Origin of the sequence: uncultured Sphaerochaeta sp., assembly GCF_963676625.2 — a bacterium.
In the GTDB taxonomy this organism is placed as follows: Bacteria; Spirochaetota; Spirochaetia; order Sphaerochaetales; family Sphaerochaetaceae; genus Sphaerochaeta.
The window spans coordinates 834,887-854,832 of record NZ_CAXXYB010000004.1 but is presented as its reverse complement, the minus strand read 5'-3'; the positions used below and the strand labels follow the sequence as shown (position 1 = coordinate 854,832).

Sequence of the window (19,946 nt, the reverse complement as noted above, 5' to 3'; positions counted from 1 at the left end):
TACAAAATATTGTGAGGATTACAGTCAATATATTTTTATTAATCGCTTTACTCGCTATCTTTAATTATTAGCCATGGATCCTATAGTGGTATTAATCTGTGAATCAATTACCAAGAATAACTACCTCCGGTAGGGGAATACTCCCATACTGGTATTCAAACAGTGAAATAATCGAATAAGTCTTGAATTTTGGAGAAAAAATGCTTTTACTTTATTATATATCAAAATTTTTTAAAAAATGTTCAATACCAGCAATTTTAGATTCTAAAATTGCAAATTCTGCAAAAATAAATGCTGGAGCAAATATCGTTAGGACAACTATTGGGAAATATTCCTATATAGGCAATTCGACTTCAATTGTAAATACCCAAATTGGAAATTTTTGTTCTATCGCCGGAGGGTGTATAATCGGTGGTGCAAGTCATCCTATTGACTGGGTTTCAACCTCTCCTGTTTTCCTTTCTGGGAGGAATTGTATGTTGAAACATTTCTCTTCTCATCAATTTAATCCATATGAAAATACTACTATTGGTAATGATGTGTGGATTGGAAGTAACTGTTTGATTAAGAGTGGAGTATCGATTTCTGATGGTGTCATAATTGGGATGGGTTCCGTTGTTACCAAAAATATTGGACCCTATGAGATATGGGCAGGAAATCCTGCAAAGTTAATCAGATTACGTTTTGATTCTGAAACGATTTTGTCATTAATGCAAATAAAATGGTGGAATTGGTCTGAGAGCAAGATTTCTAATAGCGCACATCTCTTTACCAACGTAAAACAATTTGTTAAGGAAAATATCTAATGAAGATTCTACATGCTATGTTGTCTTGTTTTTATATTGATTGTTATAATTATCAAGAAAATACTCTTCCAAAAATAATGAATGATTTAGGGCATGATGTCTTAATAGTTGCCTCAACAGAAATCCTTTGTGAAAATAATCAGGTTGAATACCTTGAAGCCTCAAGATACAACAATGAATTTGGGATTCCAGTGATAAGGGTTCCATACAAGAAAATAATAAACAATCGACTAACACATAAGATTAGGGCATATAAAGGGGTATATGAAATTATTGAAAATTTTTGCCCTGATTTTATCATGTTTCATGGTTCTTCTGCTTATGAGTTAAATACTTTTATAAAGTATGTAAAAAATCATCCAAATGTAAGATTCATTTTAGATTCACATGCAAGTATGACAAATAGTGGTACCAATTGGATTTCTAGAAATATCCTACATAAGAGATTTTATAAACCGATCCTTAATAAGGCCTTACCTTATCTTGAGAAAGTGTATTATATTGGTACGAGCGAAGCAGACTTTCTTAAAAAGATTTATAGAATACCGGATTCAAAATTAGAATTATTTCCATTAGGTGATTCTATTTTTGATGATCAGGAATATTATAAACAAAGGAAAAAAATAAGAGAAGAACTAGGATATAAAGATGATGATATTGTTTTATATCATACAGGGAAATTGGATAGAAATAAAAAGACTTTAGAAATAATTAATGCAGTTGTTAGCGCAAACCAAAAAAATATTAAACTTTGTATTGTTGGAGGTATGACAGAAGATGTTTCTCTTGTTGTAATGCAAAAGATTGAAGAATATCACAATAAAATTCGGTATCTTGGATGGATGAATTCTACTAATTTGAAAAAATATCTATGTGCTGCTGATGCTTATGTACAGTTTTCTTATTCTTCAACCTTTCAAACAGCATTATGTTGTAGATGCATCGGAATAACAACGGATCCCTCAAATGGTTATGATTATATTCCAGATTCAATTATATTTTATATTATGACCAGAGATGATTTAGTGAAAATAATTGAGAAGATTGGAAAAGGAGAAATTGATATTAATAAACAAAAGGAGCTTAGCTATGCATATGCAAAAGAATCACTTGATTACAATAGATTAGTTAAAAAGATTTTATCTTAAAGCAAAAAACAGGACTTCGTATTCGAGTCGTGATTGGTGAGACAGAAGAAAGGCTTGGTTATTTGTTCAACCGCTTCCTAAGTCGTAAAAACATTAAATTAATAGATATTTTGAGGATGTCAAGCATATCTTTCATTATATGGGCAGGATTCGGTACAGCTGGTATGATTACGCTGATGAATGCAAAACTCTTATATGACGCTATAATTCCTCCAGATTCGATATATTTTGTATGTGTGAATTCATCTCTCTGTCCTTTTGGGGAATTCTTTCTTTACTTCCTGCTTTCCAAGCTTACGGAGCATGTTTTCGTATAATTCTTTCTTGTCTTCCTTGTTCTTGGCGACTTGATTCTCCTTTGAGATCTTCTTTGCCAGCATTGATAAATGTAGATTTCCAATTGGTTACTAGAGTTTGGGGTGGCTGTTATTCTCCTATGCAATCTGGGAGAATGTCTTCTGCGACTACAACGCCTCCAAGACAATCTTACTAGCCCTGAACATTGGTAAATGTTCTTTTTTGTTTGCCCTTGTTTTATGATAACTCTATATTAGAAATGAGAATAACCTGTCTCTCCTTGTTTCAACTTTTCGAGGACTCTGTGCTCATTATAAATTGAGTAATAAAAACTGTGTAACTATAAAATCACCATACCACACCAACATAGATATCAAAACGTGAGACTTCGTGGTGAAAGTGCTGGTTATTTTTACCTAGCTTAGTGTGGATCTATTATCTAGAACCTTACAATTTTATGTTCAAATATGACTTTATTTTGAGCTTTTTCAAACACAAAAAATTCTATCCATAAAGCAATAAGAGGAGTGAAATTCATTAAAATTAATTCAACAAAAAATAAACAATTTTTTTTAGTTTTTGAACCTGCAAAGATACTTCTTTTTTTTACAATCTATTCATTGTTTGGAAAGACATATACAGGAGCTGAAGACTCAAAAGTATATATTGTTGTTATGGCTATAACCTTTATAATCTCGCTAGCAGTATATCTTTTCGAACACATGAAACAAAAATATATTTCATTGAAAGTAATGCCATTTATATCGTTAATAATAATAATTCTTTTAATTGGAATAGTTCAAGTCTTCAATAATCACGGTTATAATTATGAAAAAGGAAAGTATTTTATTTTCTTTTGGGTTTTTTCCTTTGATTCAATTATTTGGGGAAGTGAGATAGGAATACATTATAAACAATATTTATCAATAGTGATCAAATGGTTTGAAATTGTAGTATTTCTGGTTTCATTAAGTTCAATAATTTCAATTTCAAGTTCAATTTTAAGTGGAAATATTAGCAGAATTTACGGAGGGGTTAATTATCAAGCTGCTTCATATTTTTCTGCTTTTGCCTTTGGTTTAAGTATTTACTATTCATTTTCTGGGAAAGAATCGATTAGATTTTCAGTTTTTCAGTCTAAATTTTATCAAAGTATTTCACATATTGTTATTGTTCTTCTTGGTTTTTGTGTAATTGTTCCAGGGGGAAGAGGTGCTTTTGTTCTGATGATAGTTTATATGCTCCTTGGTTCTTGGGCTTGGCTTCGAGAAAATAAGCATTCTAAAAAGTTCTATATTTGGTTAATGCTTATCTTATGTATTCTTCCGTTTGTTTTATATACCCTATATTTCGTTATTCAAATTAATGAAAGTATTTATACCGGTTTCCAAAGGGCTATTTCATTTATTGATTTTAAACGAGGAGGATTTGACTTGGCTGGGGGAAGTTCTGGTCGTGATCGAATTTACCAGCAGGCATTTGATTTAATTAGTAAAAAACCTTTTAACGGATATGGCCTATTTGAATATATGTATCATCTGACAACGGTAAACCAATATCCTCATAATTTTTTTCTTGAATTATTGTTGCAGGGAGGTGTTTTTTACTTTGCGGCAATGGTTATCTTTCTCACATTTCTTTTTTCTAAGTTAATCAAGCTAATAAAAAGAGATTTGCAGTTTGTAATTGTTTTATTTCTATTTGCTTATCCTATGACAAATCTTATGTTTTCAGGAAGTTATTTAGACACACCTTTGTTCTGGTATTGTGTAATGATTGTATTTTCAGCACCAAAATATGAAAAGAGTGAAAAAAATGTTTAAGCGCCATTTCCTCAAAGATAGTCAGATTGCTAGTAAGAAAGTAAGGCAAGTTGCTGGAGATTTAGTCTATAATATAATTGCAAGTGCGGTCCCTCTCTTTTTTTTACAATTTTTAATTCAACCCTATGTTGCCAGAGTTATAGGTACCGAACAATACGGTGGTATGTTAACTGTTGTTGGTTTATTGAATATTGGTATAGGAATGTTTGGAAGTCCCTTAAACAATGCCAGACTTATAGACAACCATTATTATATAAATCAAAAAGGGGACTATAATATTTTTCTTTCCTTTTTATCTGCTATTAATGCATCTCTCCTTTTCTTGGTAATTCGGTTATATCAACTTGAGATAGATAATTATGAATATATTCTGTTGATCTTTATTTCATTAGCTTCAGTTATGACTAATTATCTAGCTGTTGAATACCGGATTAAATTAGACTACAAACGAATAATGTTAAGCAAAATAGTTCAGACACTTGGATACTGTTTGGGCTGTCTTCTTTTTATAATAACAAGAGATTGGGAATGGATATTTTTTGTTGGTTATGGGTTATGTTTAGTTTATATAATTTTTACTACAAGCTTATGGAAAGAACCTTTCAGGAGTACAGAACACATCAAAAAAACATCAATCAGGATTTCAGTTTTAGTTTTGAGTGCTTCTCTTGGTTCGTTTCTGATGTATTTTGATCGTTTGCTGATATTCCCATTGTTTGGAGGAACTGAACTTACGATTTACTATGCTGCTTCTATTGTTGGCAAAACAGTTGCCCTGATTACTAGTCCTTTATCTAGTGTGTTACTTAGTTATATAGTCCATTTAAAAAGAATAACAAGGAAACAGTTTTCTTTTTACATTATTATTTTATTTGCATTTGCAATATTAGGCTACATATTTTGTATTCTAATTAGTGAACCCTTGATTTACCTTTTGTATCCAGAAAGTAAAGATATGGCAATGCAATATGTACCATATTCAATAGCAGCGTCTATGTTTGGCGTTGTCTATTCTTTTATCTGGCCATTTGTATTACGATTTGGGAAAAATTCTTATCCTTTGTTGATTACTGTTATTAAAGCTATCTTATATCTTTTATTTATTATTATTCTCGTTAAGCCATTTAGAGTGATGGGAGTAAACTATGCAAATCTGTTTGCTACAGCCATACAGGCTTTTATAGTAATAATGCTAGGATTCAAAGTGTGTACAAAATCATCACAGAAAAACGAGGATCTAATTATTTAGAGCATGTTTTTCTTTTTTTATCTATTTTACAATCAACATTTTTTCCTAACAAGGTGGATTTAAGTGAATAAGAATGAATTGCTTTTTAAAATTTCTCAAAGAACCATTCAGGTTGGAGTGATCGGTCTTGGCTATGTTGGTCTTCCCCTAGCTGTTGAAAAGGCTAAAGCAGGATTCAAGACCACCGGTTTTGATGTCCAGTCCTCGAAAGTCGACATGGTAAATGCAGGACATAACTATATCGGGGATGTGGTTGATAATGACCTGTCTAAGCTGGTTTCCGAAGGGATGTTGAGAGCCACTAGTGATTTCTCCTTCATCAAGGATTGTGATTTCATTGCCATCTGCGTCCCTACGCCTTTGGATGAACATCAGCAACCTGATATATCCTATGTACGAGATTCTGTCATTGCCATTTCCAAATACTTGAAGAAAGACTCTATTGTTGTGCTTGAGTCTACTACCTATCCTGGTACTACCGAGGAATTGGTTAAGCCCCTCCTTGAAAAAGGTTCTGGACTTGTTTGTAGTGAAGATTTCTATTTAGGTTTTTCCCCTGAACGTGTCGATCCGGGTAACTTGATTTATAAAACAAAGAATACCCCTAAAGTAGTTGGTGGAATAGGAAAAGATGCCACCGAAGTTATTTCTGCAATGTACAGGGCTGTTCTCTCAGGCGATGTCACAGAGGTCTCAAGTCCAGCTATTGCTGAAATGGAAAAAATACTGGAGAACACATACAGAAACGTAAATATCGGCCTTGTTAATGAACTCGCCAAACTTTGCCATGAGATGGGTATTAGTATTTGGGAAGTAATCGATGCTGCTAAGACTAAACCTTATGGTTTTCAAGCTTTTTATCCAGGTCCAGGTCTGGGAGGACATTGCATTCCTCTTGATCCTTATTACCTTTCTTGGAAAGCTCGTGAATATGGGTTTCACACATCCATGATTGAAAGTTCAATGATGATTAATGACAGGATGCCTGAATACACCGTTGAGAGAGCTTCGAAGATTCTCAACCGTTTCAAGAAATCCTTGAACGGCGCTAAAGTACTGATTCTTGGCGTTGCCTATAAGCAGGACATTGATGATTATCGGGAAAGTCCTGCATTGCGAGTAATCGAGGAATTGGAGAAAAATGGTGCGATTGTCGAATATTTTGACCCTTGGGTGGCCCAATATAAATACAAGGGGAAGATTAGGAAAGGATTGGAGAATCTGACATCTGAGGTTCTTGAAAACAGCGACCTTGTTCTGATAACTGCAGCACACAGTAATGTAGATTACGACTTTGTCCAGAAACATGCCAATGCAATTTTCGATACGAAAAATGTGATGAAAAACATTTCAAATCGTAATAATATCGAAGTGCTATAGGAGTTTTCTCATGAAATATGCACTTATTGGTTGTGGAAGAATTTCAACAAACCATATCAAGGCGGCAGTTAACAATGACCTTGAAATCGTAGCGGTCTGTGATGTTCTGCCTGAACACATGGAAACCGTACTTGCAAAGAATGGACTGGAATCAGCCAGCTCCATCAAGCGGTATACCGATTACAGGCGAATGGTTGTTGAATGCAAACCTGAGTTGGTCAGCATTGCAACCGAAAGTGGACTACATGCTGAGGTTGCCCTTTTCTGCATAGAACAGGGCATTCATGTAATCATCGAGAAGCCCATGGCAATGAGCTTGTCCGATGCCGATGAAATAATTAAAAGATCCGAAGAAAAAGGTGTCAAAGTATCTGCTTGTCATCAGAACCGTTTCAATGTAGCTGTACAGCAAATGCGGGAAGCACTTGAACAAAACCGTTTCGGCAAACTGAGTCATGGGTCCATTCATGTACGATGGAACAGAAACGAAGACTACTATACTCAAGCACCTTGGAGGGGAACATGGGCCCAGGATGGAGGAGCACTGATGAACCAATGCATCCATGGGATTGACCTCCTACGCTGGATGATGGGTGACGAGATAGAGGAAGTCTACGGACAGACTCGGCAACAGTTTCACCATTACTTGGAGGCCGAGGATATCGGGATGGCAGTGGTGAAATTTAAGAATGGGGCAATCGGAACCATCGAGGGGACCACCAATGTCTATCCGAAGAACCTTGAGGAAACTCTGTATCTCTTCGGGGAAAAAGGGACTGTCAAAATAGGTGGAACTAGCACAAACAATATAGATGTCTGGGATTTCTCCGAAGAAACAGAATCTGATTTGAAGAACAAAGGACTGGAAGAAGCTACAAGCAATGTATACGGAAATGGCCATACCAGTCTTTTTTCTGATGTCATTGATGCTATCAAGAATGACCGGAAACCATATGTAGATGCTTATGCAGGGAGAAGAGCCTTGGAATTGGTATTGGCTATCTATAAAAGCCAAAAGACAGGTACACCCGTGAGGTTCCCTTTAAAAAAATTTTCCACTTCTGATATGGTAAATTGTTCTTTAAGATAGGAGCAAATATTATAAAAAGCTGTTTTGGTCGCGTCAAGTTTAGTTTGCAATTTCAAAATCGAAGGGGCTTGAAAGTTCCTCCATCTGATGATCATGCCGCGTGTCTCAGCCGCCGCTGTTCCTCTATTGCCTCTGCTTTCAGGTAACACCTGTTGCTCTGGTTGTCGTCCTCATATTCCATCAGATAGCAGACCAACAACCTCAGGTAGGACCCGGCACTGGGGAAGACCCCCACCACACGGCTTCTCCTGCGGATCTCGGCATTGGCCCTCTCCGTGCCATTGTTGGATGCGATCTTCCGGGAATCCAGCAACGGGTAGTCGTAGAACTGCAGCGAATCCTCAAGCCCTCCCATCAGGCATTCGATGGCCTGGGGGAACTTGTCCCCGTATTCGGCCTCGATCGCCCTGGCATAGGAAATGGCATGCTGCTTGTCCGGCTGCTGCCATACACTAGCTGTCATGATAGTTTTCGCCACTAGGAGGGCAAAACATCATGAGATATTCAACAGGATTCCAGGCTTCGGTAGTCCGGAAAGTATTGCAGCGAGGAGACAAAAGCGTCTATCAGGTTTCCAAGGAAACGGGTATCAGTTCCACTACCATACACAGCTGGATGCTACGGCACAAAGCTGGTAAGCTTGACCTGGACACAGCAGGAGAACCGACGGTTTCCCAGCGGAGTCCCGGAGAGAAGCTTGCACTTCTGCTGGAAAGCAAAACCCTCGGAGAAGAAGATCTGGGGGAATGGCTGAGACGGCAAGGCCTGCACTCCGAGCACCTCCCCTTGTGGGAACAGGAGTTGACCGGTATGGCAAACGACAAGCAGGGCGAAATCCGCAACGAGAACTCGGCACTGAGGAAAGAGAACAAGCGTCTGGAAAAGGAGCTTGCCCGGAAGGAAAAAGCCCTGGCCGAGGTTGCTGTGTTGCTTACACTCAAAAAAAAACATCCGGACCTGTTCGATCAGGACGGGGACAACTGATATCAGAGGAAGAAAAAGCCGAAATCCTTGCCTTTGTGGATGAGGCAAGACTTCTCGGTGTTTCCCAGAGAAAGACCTGCGAATTTCTCGGAATTGCTGCCAGAACCATCCAGAACTGGAGGCATGAAGGGCTTTGCGACAAACGGAAAGGAAGTAGCCGAAAGGTTTCTCACAGCCTCACCCAGAATGAGCAGGATGCCTTCTTTTCATTGGCTTCCAGCCCACGGTTCCGGGACAATACACCCGAGCAGATAGTCGCAACGCTTGCCCAGGAAGGAACTTATATCGCAAGCGTATCCTCGCTGTACAGGATTCTGCGCAAGCGCGATGCCCTCCGTCATAGGCAGGAGTCAAGGAAACCAGCAAAGGCCCAGGTCATGGAAAGGCTTTTTGTCACCGGTCCCAACCAAATCTGGGCTTGGGATATCACATGGTTGAAAACCGAGGTGCGTGGTATCTTTCTCTATGCCTATACGATCATAGATGTCTATGACCGTAGCATCGTAGGCTGGACCATAGAGGAAAGTGAGTCCGACATTCTTTCCCAGAGGCTTTTCTCACGGGTAACCCGTGACTTGAGAGTGGTACCAGCTATCATTCACGGCGATTTCAACGAAGAATTAGTTTTGCCGAGTCCCGTCCGTAACCTTTCTGTTGCCTAGAATTACCAATCATGAATCGGCAAAACCTTTTGTCTATAACCCCATCAGTCGCTTGAGTATTTGAGGGTCTTTCCAGTTTTTACTCGTTCCAACCACATCTGGATTCGCTTTATCCACTGCAGCCGTGAGCATGGTGAGATTAGCAGTGGCATAATGTGCGATACTTGAAGAGTCAGCATGCCCAAGGAATTTTGCTACATTCTCCAATGGCATCCCGTTCAAATAAAGGTGCATGGCTCGGGTTTTTCGCAGCAGATGAGGGTATAGGCCAGGGGGAATCTCAACGCATGTTTTACTTGCCTTCTCTCCATATTTCTTCAACAATGCGGAAATTGCATCTGTGGATAGCTTCGAAGGGCCATTACTCTTCATGGCATAGAACAGCGGTCTTTTTGGTTCCTTTGCAGGATGAAACATATGGATGTATGCATTGAGGTGGGCAACTGTTTTCTCCATCAAAGGGATCAGCCTGGTCTTGTTCCCTTTGCCTGTAAGCACTGCATAGCTTGGAGAGACTTCCAAATGGAGGGAATCAAATCTCACATCAACCAACTCCTGTACACGGCAACCCGTATCATACATGAAGATGAGGATCATACAATCCCTTCTTCCCAGTCGAGTGTTAGGGTCAGGAGCCAGGAGCAAAGCCTTGAGGGCCTTTTCTGAAAGGTATTCCACAGGTTTTTGATCATTCCGAGCTTTGGGTATGTTCCTGATGGACTGATAGGCGGCATAAAGGAGTACATACTCATCAGCACAGTATCGGAGGAAACTTTTCAGGATTGAGAGTCTGAGATTGCATGTTGCTGGCGAAAGGCTCTTGACCAGATTCAGATATGCTAGGAACTCCATGACATTATCCCTTGTGAAATAATCCATCGAAAGAAGAGAAGCCTCAACATTTCGTTGTTCACACATATAGGCTATAAAGGAGTACAACCCATACCTGTAGGTTTCAACCGTTCCCTTGCTCATCCTTCTGATATCCTTCAGGTAGACATTAAAAAAGTCTGTTACAAGACGCCAGAGTTCAGCTTTTTTAGTCTTAGCCATGGATCGCCTCCGGGAGATTGTCCCCAAGCTTCCCATATAGACGACCAAAAACTGGAAAGAATTCAGGAACCCAATGCAAATAATACTCAGTGTCCAGGATAGATGAATGGCCAAGATACAACCTGAGGTAAGGCAGCAAGGCATATACATCCTTGCCATCCTCAATCCATTTATTGATGTTCCTAAATACAAAATGATGCCGAAGATCATATAATCTCGCATTATTCCCATTGGAAGATTGCCCTATGCCTGCATCCCTGAGAATACGGGTGAATGCTATTGATGCAGATGAAAATTTGTAGCAGCAATCTTTTGTTGTTGGAAAGAAATATTTTCTTTCCGGCAAGCGCCTCTGCACAATGAGATCATACTTCCTCAATTCCTCCAGCAATGTATCCCCGATCGGCAAACGCCTATCCCTAGAGGTTTTAGTTCCATTGATATCAATCCAGCCATGCCCCAAGTTTACATCCCCAACAAGAAGCGTCCTAGCTTCCCCAGGTCTGAGTCCGCAGCAATGAATGGTTGAGAATAATTGGGGAAGCACATATTGTCTGCTCATAGCATGGGGAACCGACTTGAGAGATCCCATAACCTCGCCAGAGAAAAGTCTTTTGAGTTCTTCTTCAGTAAAGAAATAGGGGACATACTCAGGAACTTTAGGAGAAATATTATAGGGCAGGACATACTGGTCGCTTTCCCCGATTGATTGGAGGTATTTCCCCAGATACCGTACCAGCAGTATCCTGCTGTTCTGACGCTGGATGGATTCCTCATCCAAACAACAAATCCACCCAGAGAGCCGCTCTTTGGAGAGCAATGGAGGATACTGGTGCGCATCCCAATATGCGTCGAACATTCTAGTATAAAACAGCAAGGAGTAGGACTTGTGGGTAACCTTATACTGTTGGTCAAATTTTTCAATTCTTGAAGACAAACTGCTGGTATAGCTCATAATGCTGCCCCTTTGTAGTAAGGTTCGAGGCAACAAGGCTTGAGCTTCTCGTATTCTACAGTAGCATAGATTGTAGTTGGATCCATGTTTTTATGCCCGAGCATGTTGCTTATGGTTCCCAAGGGAACCCAATTCTGCAGCTGTTTTGATGCTGCATGGTGTCTCGACATGCGTGACCCTTTTTGTTTGGAAGTCCGGATACTAAGCTCAGCAAACACATTCCTAATAATCGCATAGATTACAGAATGTCCTGAAAACTTTTGATGAGGTGGTAGTAACGATAGGAACACATAGCGAAGGTTGCTTTCAAGGCGCTCCTCCAGCAAATATCTTTGTATACAGTTGCCAATGACAGGCAAGAGGGGGAGGACCAGCAGATTTCGGGTCTTTGATTGGACAAATGACAAGGTTTCCTTGACCCAATCAATATTTTCCAGTTTTAGATTTGTGATATCTACGGCCCTGATACCCAGATAGTAGACCAATGAGAGTATTGCCTTGGTCCTCCAGAAACCGTCCCCATGGCAAATATAGTGAGCAAGGGCAGCATTCTCCTCAGCCTCAAGCATAGGGATGATGGGAGTGTGCCGTGGACAATTGGTTGGGATTGCCTGGAGTATGGCTCCCTCATACCCCAGATACCCGAGAAATTTTCGCATAGCGGAGGCTGCAATACGAATATTGGTAGATACCCATATGCCCCTCAGTACCTCAAAGAAAGATACCACCAAAAATCCCCTGATTTCAGCAATATCAAGAATACCATTGGCATTCAGGTGATTGAGAAACTGGGTTACTACGTTCCTATAGCTCTCAATTGTAAAGGATGACTTCCCTTCAGATTGCAGATAAGTCAGAAACTGGTAGAGTACAAGGCTGTAGCTGTCCTGATTTAGAACTGTCTTGGTAGTGTTATGGATGAGATATTTATCATAAACCGTTCCAGTTTCCAGATAACAAAGCATTCGGGAATAGGTAGGATATGCAATTATACTGGTTTTTCCCTGCTCTATGAGTTCATTTGCTTGGTGTCTGACAGCTTCAATCAACTCTATACCTTCCTCAAGGGGGTGTTTTAGTTCCTTCTCAACCCTTAGGTATGACAGTTCATATAATCGCAAAGTAGCTTTGCTAAGATAACGGGTTTGGTCATATTCCTGTAGGACTTTCAAGACTGCTGACAATTGTTCCATACGGCATTCTCCTTTATGGTGAATACAGTATGTAGTCATTTTGGATATTTCAGTAAGAAGGTTTTGCCGATTCATGATTGGTAATTCTAGGCAACAGAAAGGTTACGGACGGGACTCGGCAAAACTAATTCTTCGTTGAAATCGCCGTTTTGTTGAATTCGACAAAACGGCGATAACGGCCACCCCATGAGGGGAATGACGCTGGCCGTATTCCTCGATTCGCTGTTCATCAGCCGCAGCTATTCGAGACCCCGATGCAGCAATGACAACGCATTCATCGAGTCCTGGCACAGGACTCTCAAGTACTCGGTAGGTTATCCAAAGCAATTCCCTACGATTTCTATCGCAAGAATCTGGTACGCCGATTTCGTCAGCTGGTACAACAGTTGCCACTTGCACTCAGGGCTGTCCTACGTTACCCCTATGCAGGTAAGAAAGGGCGAGGCCCAACAGCTATATACAAAACGGAACAAGACAATACTTGAGGCAAAAGCCGCTCATCCGGAACGCTGGAGAAAGGGGAAGACCAGAACCTATGCCCTCCCTGCGGTAACGGCGTTTTACCGCCCGGTAGAAAAGGCTGTTTGCTGAAATTGATAGTTAAAAATGGCGAAAACTACGTTGACAAATACCGCATATCTGCTTCAGCTGCCTGGCGAAGTCCTCCTTCGCCTTCTGTCCGACGTGGGCGAGGATGTTGCGCATGAAATGCACCTTGCACCGTTGCCAGGAGGCCCCGAGGAAACACTTGCGGATTGCCGCCTGCAACCCGGGATGGGCGTCGGAGACAACCAGCCATACCTTTTGCAGGCCACGTTCCCTGAGCTTGTCGAACAGCTGTGAATAAGAGGCCTCTGATTCCCCATACATGGGCTCCACGGCGATCATATGCACCACACCGTGCAAATCGACTGCCCTGACCACCAATACTGCGGCATTGATCACCTTGCCGTCGTCCCTGATTTTCTCATAGAGCGCATCCACCCAGAGCACCGGGTATTCCTCTTCCAGTGGCCTGTTGCGGAACTCCGTCACCTGGCTGTCCAGCTCACCGGTGATGTTGCTTACCTGAGTGGCACTTGTTTTTCGTCAAGAGAAAGTTTACCAGTTCATCGAGTAAAGTTTACCACCTAGTACCTGGTAAGGTTTGAAACCCCTAAACCGGTTGCAACCTTGGTTTTATCGTTCTCCTTCACGCATCAGGGCGTGTGTCATCCTCCAGCTCTTGTCTCCTGTACCGATCAAGTATCCGTGGTGCACGAGGCGGTCGATCATTGCGGCGGCCAGTTGTTCGTCCGTGAACAAGGTCCCCCAGTTCTGGAATGGGAGGTTCGTGGTGATGATGAGACTGCGGTGCTCATAACTGTCCGAGATTATCCGATAGAGCAGCTGGGAGCCATTCCTGTCGACAGGGACATATCCCCATTCATCCAGGCAAATGAGATCCGCACTCTGGTAGTCCTTGAAAATACGTTCGGCGTTCCCGGCCTTGAATGCCTCCGAAAGCCTAAGCACCAGGCTGGTGACAGTCGTGAACTTCACCTTGTATCCTGCATTGCAGGCCAGGACACCCAGGGCGGTCGTCGCATGGGTCTTGCCCGTTCCGCAACCACCAAAGAAGATGATGTCTTTCTTGTCCCTGATGAAATCAAGGGCCATGAGCGAATCCTTGCCAAGACTGGAGGGCAGCACCATGTTTTCGAAGCTGTATCCCTCGAATGTCTTTATCAGCGGGAATCCCGCCTTCGAGAGCATCCTGACCTTCTTTGTCTGTTCCCGATAGGCCAATTCATCTTTGAGCAGGTGTTCCAGGTAATCAAGCTCCGAGGCCTTGGACGTCTCGGCAAGCCTCCTCCCCGAGGCATTGCTGAAATAGAAGGCCCTGAGCATTTCCCTGACATGCCCTTCCTGGGTTTTCCGGTCCTCTCGTTTCCTTGCCCCCATGGTCAGACCCCCTTGCCGAACAGCGTGAACGCGCCGTATTTGGAGAGATCGACACCGGTGGCATTCTCGCTCGAATCGGGATCGAGGGTATCGAGCCTCGCCGCCATGGACAGGGCATTTGCCCTGTCGACGCTACCGTTGCGAAATACGGCCTGCATGGCCGCCCATCCGGTATCGAGGCCATAGGATTCGGTAAGTTCCCTGAGGATCCCTATCTGGACTTTCCGGTCATGCTTGGACAGGCCATCGATGTAATCCTTCAGGTTCCCGTCGGGGACGCATTCCCTGGCCTGGCTGTTCTGCCACGAACCCGGACACCTGTAGGCAAACTGGAGCATGGTGGAGTAATCGATGGCATCCGTCTGGCTCTCCCCATAGTTCTCGTATGATTTGATTTCCTTCCCGTCGACAGGATCCTGGATGATGACCTTGCGCACGGTGAAGCCGACCAGCATCCGTCGGTGTGCATAATCCGTCCCGGCACTGTAACGGTGCTTCTTGCCGATGCAGACCTTTCCGTATCCATCGGTCCGGTAGGAAGCATAGCGAATCACCTCGAAGGGGTTTGCAGGGGGTGGCAGCATTGCCTTCCTGTCCTCGTTGAACAGGTCCATGATCGGTTTCTCCTTGCGGTAGTGGACCCTATGGTCGTCGAGCGAATCTGCCCTTGCAAACTGTTTCCTGTTGTACTCCCACAGCGGTTCGTCGATCCCCGGTTCCGGAACGAACAGGTTGCGGCGGACGAATCCGATCTTGGCCTCGACCGACCCCTTCTCGTGGCCTGCCTGGGGATTGCAGAACCGTACCCTGAATCCGTAATGGGCGCGGAACCTGGCAAAGAGCTCGTTCTCCCTGAGTTCATGCTCTACCAGCCTTCCTATGCCGGTCGCATTGTCGAAGACTATCACGAACGGCAGGCAACCCATATGGCAGAAGATGTTCTTCAGGCTCTCGCAGACGCATTCACAGTTCACACCCTCGGTGATCTGGTAATAGCCATGGTTGCTGTAGGGGAATGTGAGGACGAAGTAGTAGAGCCTCCGCCTTTTCCCGTCCACCTGGGCGTAAAACTCACCGAAATCCGCCTGGGCCTCTCCTGGATGCCACACCAGCTCCTGGTAGGTGCAGAACCCTTCGATGGCTTTCCGTTCACGGATATACCGCTGGACCAGCAGATAGGAATTCTCGAGCTGCGGGTGTTCTTTCACAAGTACCCGCCAGACAGTGGTCGCCGTATACTGCTGTTTTCTCCATGCGTCCTTGTTTTCCTCCAGCATCCTGTCAATCTCGGCCTTGTATCGGTCGAGCTTCGAGCCTCTCGGTTCCATGACCGGAAGAGGGACAGTGAAATCGTCCATCGTGACATACTTGTGCACGGTCGGACGGGAGATATGAAGCATCCTCGTTATCTGCCGCTCCGACTTCCCTTGTGCGAACAAATCGCGTACATTGTTTACCAGAGGCATTTGCAGTCTCCTGTTCATGGTTCTCTCCTGAACTTGTTTTGTTATTCAAGAGGGTAAGCGGATGAAGGAGCAACAACAAGTGCCTCTCCCATCCTTATCTTTTGGTAAACTATCTGCTTATCGACTGGTAAACTTTCAAACAATCATATGGTCTATATTTAGATTATCATAGACAGGCACTGATGCCCTCGATCCCGATGGCCTTGGCAAGGCGATCTATCTTCCTGGTGGAGACCCCGTTGGTCCAGGCTTCCTGGATGACATTGATCAGTGCCTGTTCACTCCGTTTCTTCTCGGTCACGAAAAAGGGGACATACCCCCCGTTGCGGAGCTTCGGGACCAGCATGTACAGTATCCCAAGCCTGGTATCGAAACGACGGGGGCGGTATCCGCTGCGATAGGCCTGCCGTTCCTTCTCGTGGGTACCCTTGGATGCGTTGCACTTCTGCTCCACCTCAAGTTCCATCATCTGATTGGTCATCCACTGGATCATTGCCAGCAAAGGATCCTCTGCATCCTCGAATTCCAGTAGTTTCATTGCAAAAAACGTGCTATCATTGGTCTCGGTCATTGGGTAAGTCCCTCCTGTTGGTGTCGTTATCAAACAGTATGGAACTCCCAGTGACCTTTTTCAACTCCAAATTGCAAACTTGATTTTACACTACCGCTGTTTTCAGTGCAATTTATGATATAAATCTCTATCATCTGATTTTGTAATGGGGCATTTCAGTATATATTGGAGTCTAAAGTTCCTATAGAATCTCAAGACAAGGAAAGTGGAAAACAAAGGATAAACAATCTCTAATGACCAAGCTGGATTGTGACTATTCGAAACTATGGGAAGAGGTAGTAGTTTCAAGAATCGACAATACAAAGCATGGAAGAATTTAAGTCAAAAAGAATAAGATTTCATATATGACATTGACCAATAAGAAAAAGTAATGAATTAAAAGCAGTCTATTTTCAGTAGAAAATGGATTTTTTATTACTATTACTGATGAAAAGAATTTGAGGAAAATGATAATTTAGGAGTAAAAATGAAAGTTTCTGAATTTGATTCGAAATATAATTTTGAAGTTATGGGTGTGTCCTATATTGGGAATCCTAAAAATGGAACAGTGATGTTTGTAAAAAAGAAAATTGCATCAATGCTTAATAATATCAATGGGCATGAGGACTGTTTAGTATTTGTTGAAGAAGGGATTGAAATTGATGATAAACTTCGAATTAACAATGCATTAATAACAACGGCTAAACCAGATTGGGAGTATTGTAAAGTTGCGCAAGTATTTTCAAATTCAATGCATGAGAATAATGTTTTTCGAAAATATAGAATGTCAGAAAATTTGTATTATTTAGGTGAGAATGTTCAAATTGGAGAAAATACCCAAATTGAGCCAGGTTGTTTTATTGGGCATGATGTAGTTATTGGCAATGATTGCATAATTCATTCAGGTGTTCGTTTAGAAAATTGTGAAATTGGAAATAGAGTTGTTATTCGGCAAAATGCAGTAATAGGAGCTGATGCTTTCACATTGGTAAAAGATACTTATGGCAATACAGTGTCTATTCCTTCATTTGGAAAAGTGATACTTAAGGATAATGTTGAGGTTGGGACTTTGGCTGCAATTTATCGCGGAGAATTGAGTGACACAATTATTGAAAGATTCACAAAAATAGATGGGGGAAATTTTATTGGGCATGATGTAAAGATAGGAGAGAATTGTGAAATTACGGCAAATTGCATTTTAGGGGGATTTGTTGTGATTATGGCAAATACATATATTGGAATAGGTTCTGTGGTTAAGAATAGAATAGTGGTAGAAGAGAATTGCTTCTTATGTATGGGAAGTGTTTGCACCCAAAATATTCGACAAGGAACAAAGGTTTTTGGAAATCCTGCAAAAAGAATTATCGCTCCTAATTAAGAGTTTTGTATTTGTTTGATACTGAAAATTTAAAAAAACAAAAAAATTGGAGTCTAAGAGCAATTATTTATTTCTGTATTTATAAAATGCCTTAGAGATATGAAAATATTGGCAAAATTGTTATTATATTTTATAAAGTTGATTTAAGTGAAGATATTAAAGGAGATATAATTACATGACGAATAATGAAAAATATGTTGAAGCTTTTAAGCAAGCTTTGCAACTTGATGATTCTGTGAATATTGAAGCATTGAACTATAGAGACTCTGGTTGGGATTCTGTAGCGCATATGGTGATAATGGCTACTTTAGAGGATTCTTTCGATATAATGATGGATACCGATGATGTAATTGATTTCAGTTCTTTCAAGAAAGGTAAAGAAATTCTAGGAAAGTACGATGTTGAATTCAATTAGGTTATTGGAAGGGAAGAATATTGTCATAACTGGTTGCCTTCGAGGTATCGGAAGGAGAACTCTTGAGGTTTTTGCGCGTAATGGCGCCAATATTTGGGCTTGTGCTCAGTATTCTGAGGATGAGTTTGAAGATGTTTGTTTACAACTTGCAATCGAAAATGAAGTAATAATAAAACCTGTGTATTTCGATTTTCTAGATACCGATGCACTGAAAACTGGAATGAAGGCAATCTTATCTGAAAAGAAACCCATTGATGGGTTGGTAAACATTGCTGGTCTTACCTACAATGCTTTATTGCAGATGACAAGCATGGAAAAAATGAAACAGTGCTTTGATATTGATTACTTTTCTCAGATTCTGATAACCCAATATGTTGCAAAGATGATGATTCGACAGAAAAGCGGAGCTATCGTGTCCGTTTCATCAGTTGCGGGTCTTGATGGAAATCCTGGGCAAGTGGCATACAGTGGTTGCAAGGCAGCACTTATAGGATCTACAAAAACAATGGCTGAAGAACTTGGAGAGTTTGGGATACGTGTTAATGCTGTAGCTCCAGGGGTAATTGAGACTGATATGACTGCAGATCTTGAAGAAAAAGCGTTGAATAGATTGTTGGGTAAAATTGCCTTAGCTAGAAAAGGTACTCCTGAAGAAGTAGCAAATGTTTTATTATTTTTAATCTCTGATATGTCATCTTTCGTTACTGGACAGATAATCCGTATTGATGGAGGGATGAACTGATGTATGGTCTGCTATCAGGAAAAACAGCGATTGTAACTGGCTCCCGAAAAGGCATGGGATGGGCGACTGTTGAATTATTTGCTAATGAAGGTGCTGATATAATTGCATGTGCTAGAAAACCAGACATGGAATTCCAAGTAAAACTTGAAGAGTTAGCTGAAAAAACTGGAAAATCGATTTGTCCTATGTATTTCGATTTTGATAATGTTGAAGAAATTAAAGCTGTTGCCAAAATCCTGGTTTCAGAGAAAAAACCGATTGATATTCTGGTAAATAATGCGGGTATATCTATCAACGCTCTGTACCAGATGAGCAGTGCAGATATTATCATGCGGCAGTACAATTCAAATTTTCTTGGACCAATATTATTCAGTCAATACATTACCAAGATCATGGCAAAATATGGGGGTGGCAGCATTATCAATATATCCTCAACTGCAGGAATTGATGGAAATCAAGGCAGACTTGGATATGGAGCGAGCAAAGCTTCTGTTATATGTGCCACCAAAGTAATGGCAAAAGAACTTGCGGTAAAGAACATCCGAGTTAATGCCATTGCTCCAGGGATTACTAGAACTGATATGATTGGTAACATGAGTGATGAAATAATTCATGAAACGCTGGCACAGAGTTGTCTTAAACGAATGGGAGAACCCGAAGAAGTTGCGAGAGTTTCTTTATTTTTAGCTTCAGGACTATCTTCCTATATTACAGGGCAGACTATTCGTGTTGATGGGGGAATGTTTTAAGGTTTAACTACTAAAAAAGATACTTCTTGATATTTGGGATTTCTTCCACTGAATCAAAGGTC

General features: G+C 41.4%; 20 protein-coding genes and 1 pseudogene. 13 read left to right on the top strand and 8 right to left on the bottom strand.

Annotated features, from left to right (window positions below; genetic code table 11):
- Positions 1-200: 200 nt before the first annotated feature.
- The 6 genes from ACHZBG_RS07020 (at position 201) to ACHZBG_RS06995 (ending at position 7,793) form a co-directional block, all read left to right on the top strand.
- Entirely contained in the window at positions 201-806 is a 606-nt protein-coding gene (locus ACHZBG_RS07020; RefSeq protein ID WP_320128736.1) for a CatB-related O-acetyltransferase, read from the top strand.
- A complete protein-coding gene (locus ACHZBG_RS07015; protein ID WP_320128735.1) occupies positions 806-1,954 on the top strand; it encodes a glycosyltransferase in 1,149 nt (382 codons plus the stop codon). The genes ACHZBG_RS07020 and ACHZBG_RS07015 overlap by 1 nt, the downstream gene beginning before the upstream one ends.
- Before the next feature lie 1,019 nt (positions 1,955-2,973).
- On the top strand, positions 2,974-4,074 hold the full coding sequence (locus tag ACHZBG_RS07010; RefSeq protein WP_320128734.1) for an O-antigen ligase family protein: 1,101 nt from the start codon (positions 2,974-2,976) through the stop codon (positions 4,072-4,074).
- Entirely contained in the window at positions 4,049-5,323 is a 1,275-nt protein-coding gene (locus tag ACHZBG_RS07005) for a hypothetical protein (RefSeq protein ID WP_320128733.1), read from the top strand. Before ACHZBG_RS07010 ends, ACHZBG_RS07005 begins: the two co-directional genes overlap by 26 nt.
- A 63-nt stretch (positions 5,324-5,386) precedes the next feature.
- Entirely contained in the window at positions 5,387-6,703 is a 1,317-nt protein-coding gene (locus ACHZBG_RS07000) for a nucleotide sugar dehydrogenase (protein WP_320128732.1), read from the top strand.
- A gap of 10 nt (positions 6,704-6,713) precedes the next feature.
- Positions 6,714-7,793: a Gfo/Idh/MocA family oxidoreductase gene (locus ACHZBG_RS06995; protein ID WP_320128731.1), complete on the top strand. Its 1,080-nt coding sequence runs from the start codon at positions 6,714-6,716 to the stop codon at positions 7,791-7,793.
- A gap of 91 nt (positions 7,794-7,884) precedes the next feature.
- Here ACHZBG_RS06995 and ACHZBG_RS06990 read toward each other — a convergent pair whose 3' ends face one another.
- Positions 7,885-8,256: a transposase gene (locus ACHZBG_RS06990; RefSeq protein ID WP_394699344.1), complete on the bottom strand. Its 372-nt coding sequence runs from the start codon at positions 8,254-8,256 to the stop codon at positions 7,885-7,887.
- Between the two features lie 32 nt (positions 8,257-8,288).
- Between ACHZBG_RS06990 and ACHZBG_RS06985 the strand changes: the two genes are divergently transcribed.
- Together ACHZBG_RS06985 and ACHZBG_RS06980 are read left to right on the top strand one after the other, a co-directional pair.
- Positions 8,289-8,777 carry a helix-turn-helix domain-containing protein gene (locus tag ACHZBG_RS06985; protein ID WP_320128730.1) on the top strand — a complete coding sequence of 163 codons (489 nt, stop codon included), beginning with the start codon at positions 8,289-8,291 and terminating at the stop codon, positions 8,775-8,777.
- The gene (locus ACHZBG_RS06980) at positions 8,774-9,439 is read left to right on the top strand and encodes a DDE-type integrase/transposase/recombinase (protein ID WP_320129233.1); all 666 of its coding nucleotides are present in this window, start codon (positions 8,774-8,776) and stop codon (positions 9,437-9,439) included. The genes ACHZBG_RS06985 and ACHZBG_RS06980 overlap by 4 nt, the downstream gene beginning before the upstream one ends.
- Before the next feature lie 33 nt (positions 9,440-9,472).
- Here ACHZBG_RS06980 and ACHZBG_RS06975 read toward each other — a convergent pair whose 3' ends face one another.
- Genes ACHZBG_RS06975 through ACHZBG_RS06965 form a run of 3 tightly spaced genes read right to left on the bottom strand, consistent with a single transcriptional unit; the run spans position 9,473 to position 12,640 of the window.
- Positions 9,473-10,492 carry a site-specific integrase gene (locus ACHZBG_RS06975; protein ID WP_320128729.1) on the bottom strand — a complete coding sequence of 340 codons (1,020 nt, stop codon included), beginning with the start codon at positions 10,490-10,492 and terminating at the stop codon, positions 9,473-9,475.
- On the bottom strand, positions 10,485-11,447 hold the full coding sequence (locus ACHZBG_RS06970) for a tyrosine-type recombinase/integrase (RefSeq protein WP_320128728.1): 963 nt from the start codon (positions 11,445-11,447) through the stop codon (positions 10,485-10,487). The genes ACHZBG_RS06975 and ACHZBG_RS06970 overlap by 8 nt, the downstream gene beginning before the upstream one ends.
- Positions 11,444-12,640 carry a tyrosine-type recombinase/integrase gene (locus tag ACHZBG_RS06965; RefSeq protein ID WP_320128727.1) on the bottom strand — a complete coding sequence of 399 codons (1,197 nt, stop codon included), beginning with the start codon at positions 12,638-12,640 and terminating at the stop codon, positions 11,444-11,446. The genes ACHZBG_RS06970 and ACHZBG_RS06965 overlap by 4 nt, the downstream gene beginning before the upstream one ends.
- Before the next feature lie 195 nt (positions 12,641-12,835).
- On the opposite strand from ACHZBG_RS06965, the gene ACHZBG_RS06960 reads away from it, so the two are divergent.
- The gene (locus tag ACHZBG_RS06960) at positions 12,836-13,231 is read left to right on the top strand and encodes an integrase core domain-containing protein (RefSeq protein ID WP_394699343.1); all 396 of its coding nucleotides are present in this window, start codon (positions 12,836-12,838) and stop codon (positions 13,229-13,231) included.
- Between the two features lie 45 nt (positions 13,232-13,276).
- On the opposite strand, the pseudogene ACHZBG_RS06955 reads toward ACHZBG_RS06960, so the two are convergent.
- The 4 genes and pseudogenes from ACHZBG_RS06955 to ACHZBG_RS06940 form a co-directional block, all read right to left on the bottom strand.
- Positions 13,277-13,720, bottom strand: a pseudogene (locus ACHZBG_RS06955) (transposase); the annotation flags it as partial.
- A 99-nt stretch (positions 13,721-13,819) separates the two neighbouring features.
- Positions 13,820-14,584, bottom strand: a complete 765-nt coding sequence (gene istB, locus ACHZBG_RS06950; RefSeq protein WP_320128725.1) for an IS21-like element helper ATPase IstB — start codon at positions 14,582-14,584, stop codon at positions 13,820-13,822.
- A 2-nt stretch (positions 14,585-14,586) separates the two neighbouring features.
- The gene (gene istA, locus ACHZBG_RS06945; protein ID WP_320128724.1) at positions 14,587-16,068 is read right to left on the bottom strand and encodes an IS21 family transposase; all 1,482 of its coding nucleotides are present in this window, start codon (positions 16,066-16,068) and stop codon (positions 14,587-14,589) included.
- Positions 16,069-16,216: 148 nt separating this feature from the next.
- On the bottom strand, positions 16,217-16,621 hold the full coding sequence (locus ACHZBG_RS06940) for a transposase (protein ID WP_394699342.1): 405 nt from the start codon (positions 16,619-16,621) through the stop codon (positions 16,217-16,219).
- Positions 16,622-17,087: 466 nt separating this feature from the next.
- Between ACHZBG_RS06940 and ACHZBG_RS06935 the strand changes: the two genes are divergently transcribed.
- The 4 genes from ACHZBG_RS06935 to ACHZBG_RS06920 all read left to right on the top strand — a co-directional run bounded on the left by ACHZBG_RS06935 (position 17,088) and on the right by ACHZBG_RS06920 (position 19,884).
- Entirely contained in the window at positions 17,088-17,978 is an 891-nt protein-coding gene (locus ACHZBG_RS06935; RefSeq protein ID WP_320128723.1) for a hypothetical protein, read from the top strand.
- Positions 17,979-18,153: 175 nt separating this feature from the next.
- Positions 18,154-18,393: an acyl carrier protein gene (locus ACHZBG_RS06930; protein ID WP_320128722.1), complete on the top strand. Its 240-nt coding sequence runs from the start codon at positions 18,154-18,156 to the stop codon at positions 18,391-18,393.
- Complete coding sequence (locus ACHZBG_RS06925; protein WP_320128721.1) at positions 18,377-19,135, top strand: SDR family NAD(P)-dependent oxidoreductase; 759 nt, start codon at positions 18,377-18,379, stop codon at positions 19,133-19,135. The genes ACHZBG_RS06930 and ACHZBG_RS06925 overlap by 17 nt, the downstream gene beginning before the upstream one ends.
- The gene (locus tag ACHZBG_RS06920) at positions 19,135-19,884 is read left to right on the top strand and encodes an SDR family oxidoreductase (protein WP_320128720.1); all 750 of its coding nucleotides are present in this window, start codon (positions 19,135-19,137) and stop codon (positions 19,882-19,884) included. Before ACHZBG_RS06925 ends, ACHZBG_RS06920 begins: the two co-directional genes overlap by 1 nt.
- Positions 19,885-19,946 lie beyond the last annotated feature (62 nt).

Coding starts and splice junctions, on each gene's coding strand:
- ACHZBG_RS07020 (WP_320128736.1), top strand. CDS start 201: ATGCTTTTACTTTATTATATATCAAAATTTTTTAAAAAATGTTCAATA.
- ACHZBG_RS07015 (WP_320128735.1), top strand. CDS start 806: ATGAAGATTCTACATGCTATGTTGTCTTGTTTTTATATTGATTGTTAT.
- ACHZBG_RS07010 (WP_320128734.1), top strand. CDS start 2,974: ATGAAACAAAAATATATTTCATTGAAAGTAATGCCATTTATATCGTTA.
- ACHZBG_RS07005 (WP_320128733.1), top strand. CDS start 4,049: ATGAAAAGAGTGAAAAAAATGTTTAAGCGCCATTTCCTCAAAGATAGT.
- ACHZBG_RS06995 (WP_320128731.1), top strand. CDS start 6,714: ATGAAATATGCACTTATTGGTTGTGGAAGAATTTCAACAAACCATATC.
- ACHZBG_RS06990 (WP_394699344.1), bottom strand. CDS start 8,256: ATGACAGCTAGTGTATGGCAGCAGCCGGACAAGCAGCATGCCATTTCC.
- ACHZBG_RS06985 (WP_320128730.1), top strand. CDS start 8,289: ATGAGATATTCAACAGGATTCCAGGCTTCGGTAGTCCGGAAAGTATTG.
- ACHZBG_RS06975 (WP_320128729.1), bottom strand. CDS start 10,492: ATGGCTAAGACTAAAAAAGCTGAACTCTGGCGTCTTGTAACAGACTTT.
- ACHZBG_RS06970 (WP_320128728.1), bottom strand. CDS start 11,447: ATGAGCTATACCAGCAGTTTGTCTTCAAGAATTGAAAAATTTGACCAA.
- ACHZBG_RS06965 (WP_320128727.1), bottom strand. CDS start 12,640: ATGGAACAATTGTCAGCAGTCTTGAAAGTCCTACAGGAATATGACCAA.
- ACHZBG_RS06960 (WP_394699343.1), top strand. CDS start 12,836: ATGACGCTGGCCGTATTCCTCGATTCGCTGTTCATCAGCCGCAGCTAT.
- istB (WP_320128725.1), bottom strand. CDS start 14,584: ATGGGGGCAAGGAAACGAGAGGACCGGAAAACCCAGGAAGGGCATGTC.
- istA (WP_320128724.1), bottom strand. CDS start 16,068: ATGAACAGGAGACTGCAAATGCCTCTGGTAAACAATGTACGCGATTTG.
- ACHZBG_RS06940 (WP_394699342.1), bottom strand. CDS start 16,621: ATGACCGAGACCAATGATAGCACGTTTTTTGCAATGAAACTACTGGAA.
- ACHZBG_RS06935 (WP_320128723.1), top strand. CDS start 17,088: ATGAAAGTTTCTGAATTTGATTCGAAATATAATTTTGAAGTTATGGGT.
- ACHZBG_RS06930 (WP_320128722.1), top strand. CDS start 18,154: ATGACGAATAATGAAAAATATGTTGAAGCTTTTAAGCAAGCTTTGCAA.
- ACHZBG_RS06925 (WP_320128721.1), top strand. CDS start 18,377: ATGTTGAATTCAATTAGGTTATTGGAAGGGAAGAATATTGTCATAACT.
- ACHZBG_RS06920 (WP_320128720.1), top strand. CDS start 19,135: ATGTATGGTCTGCTATCAGGAAAAACAGCGATTGTAACTGGCTCCCGA.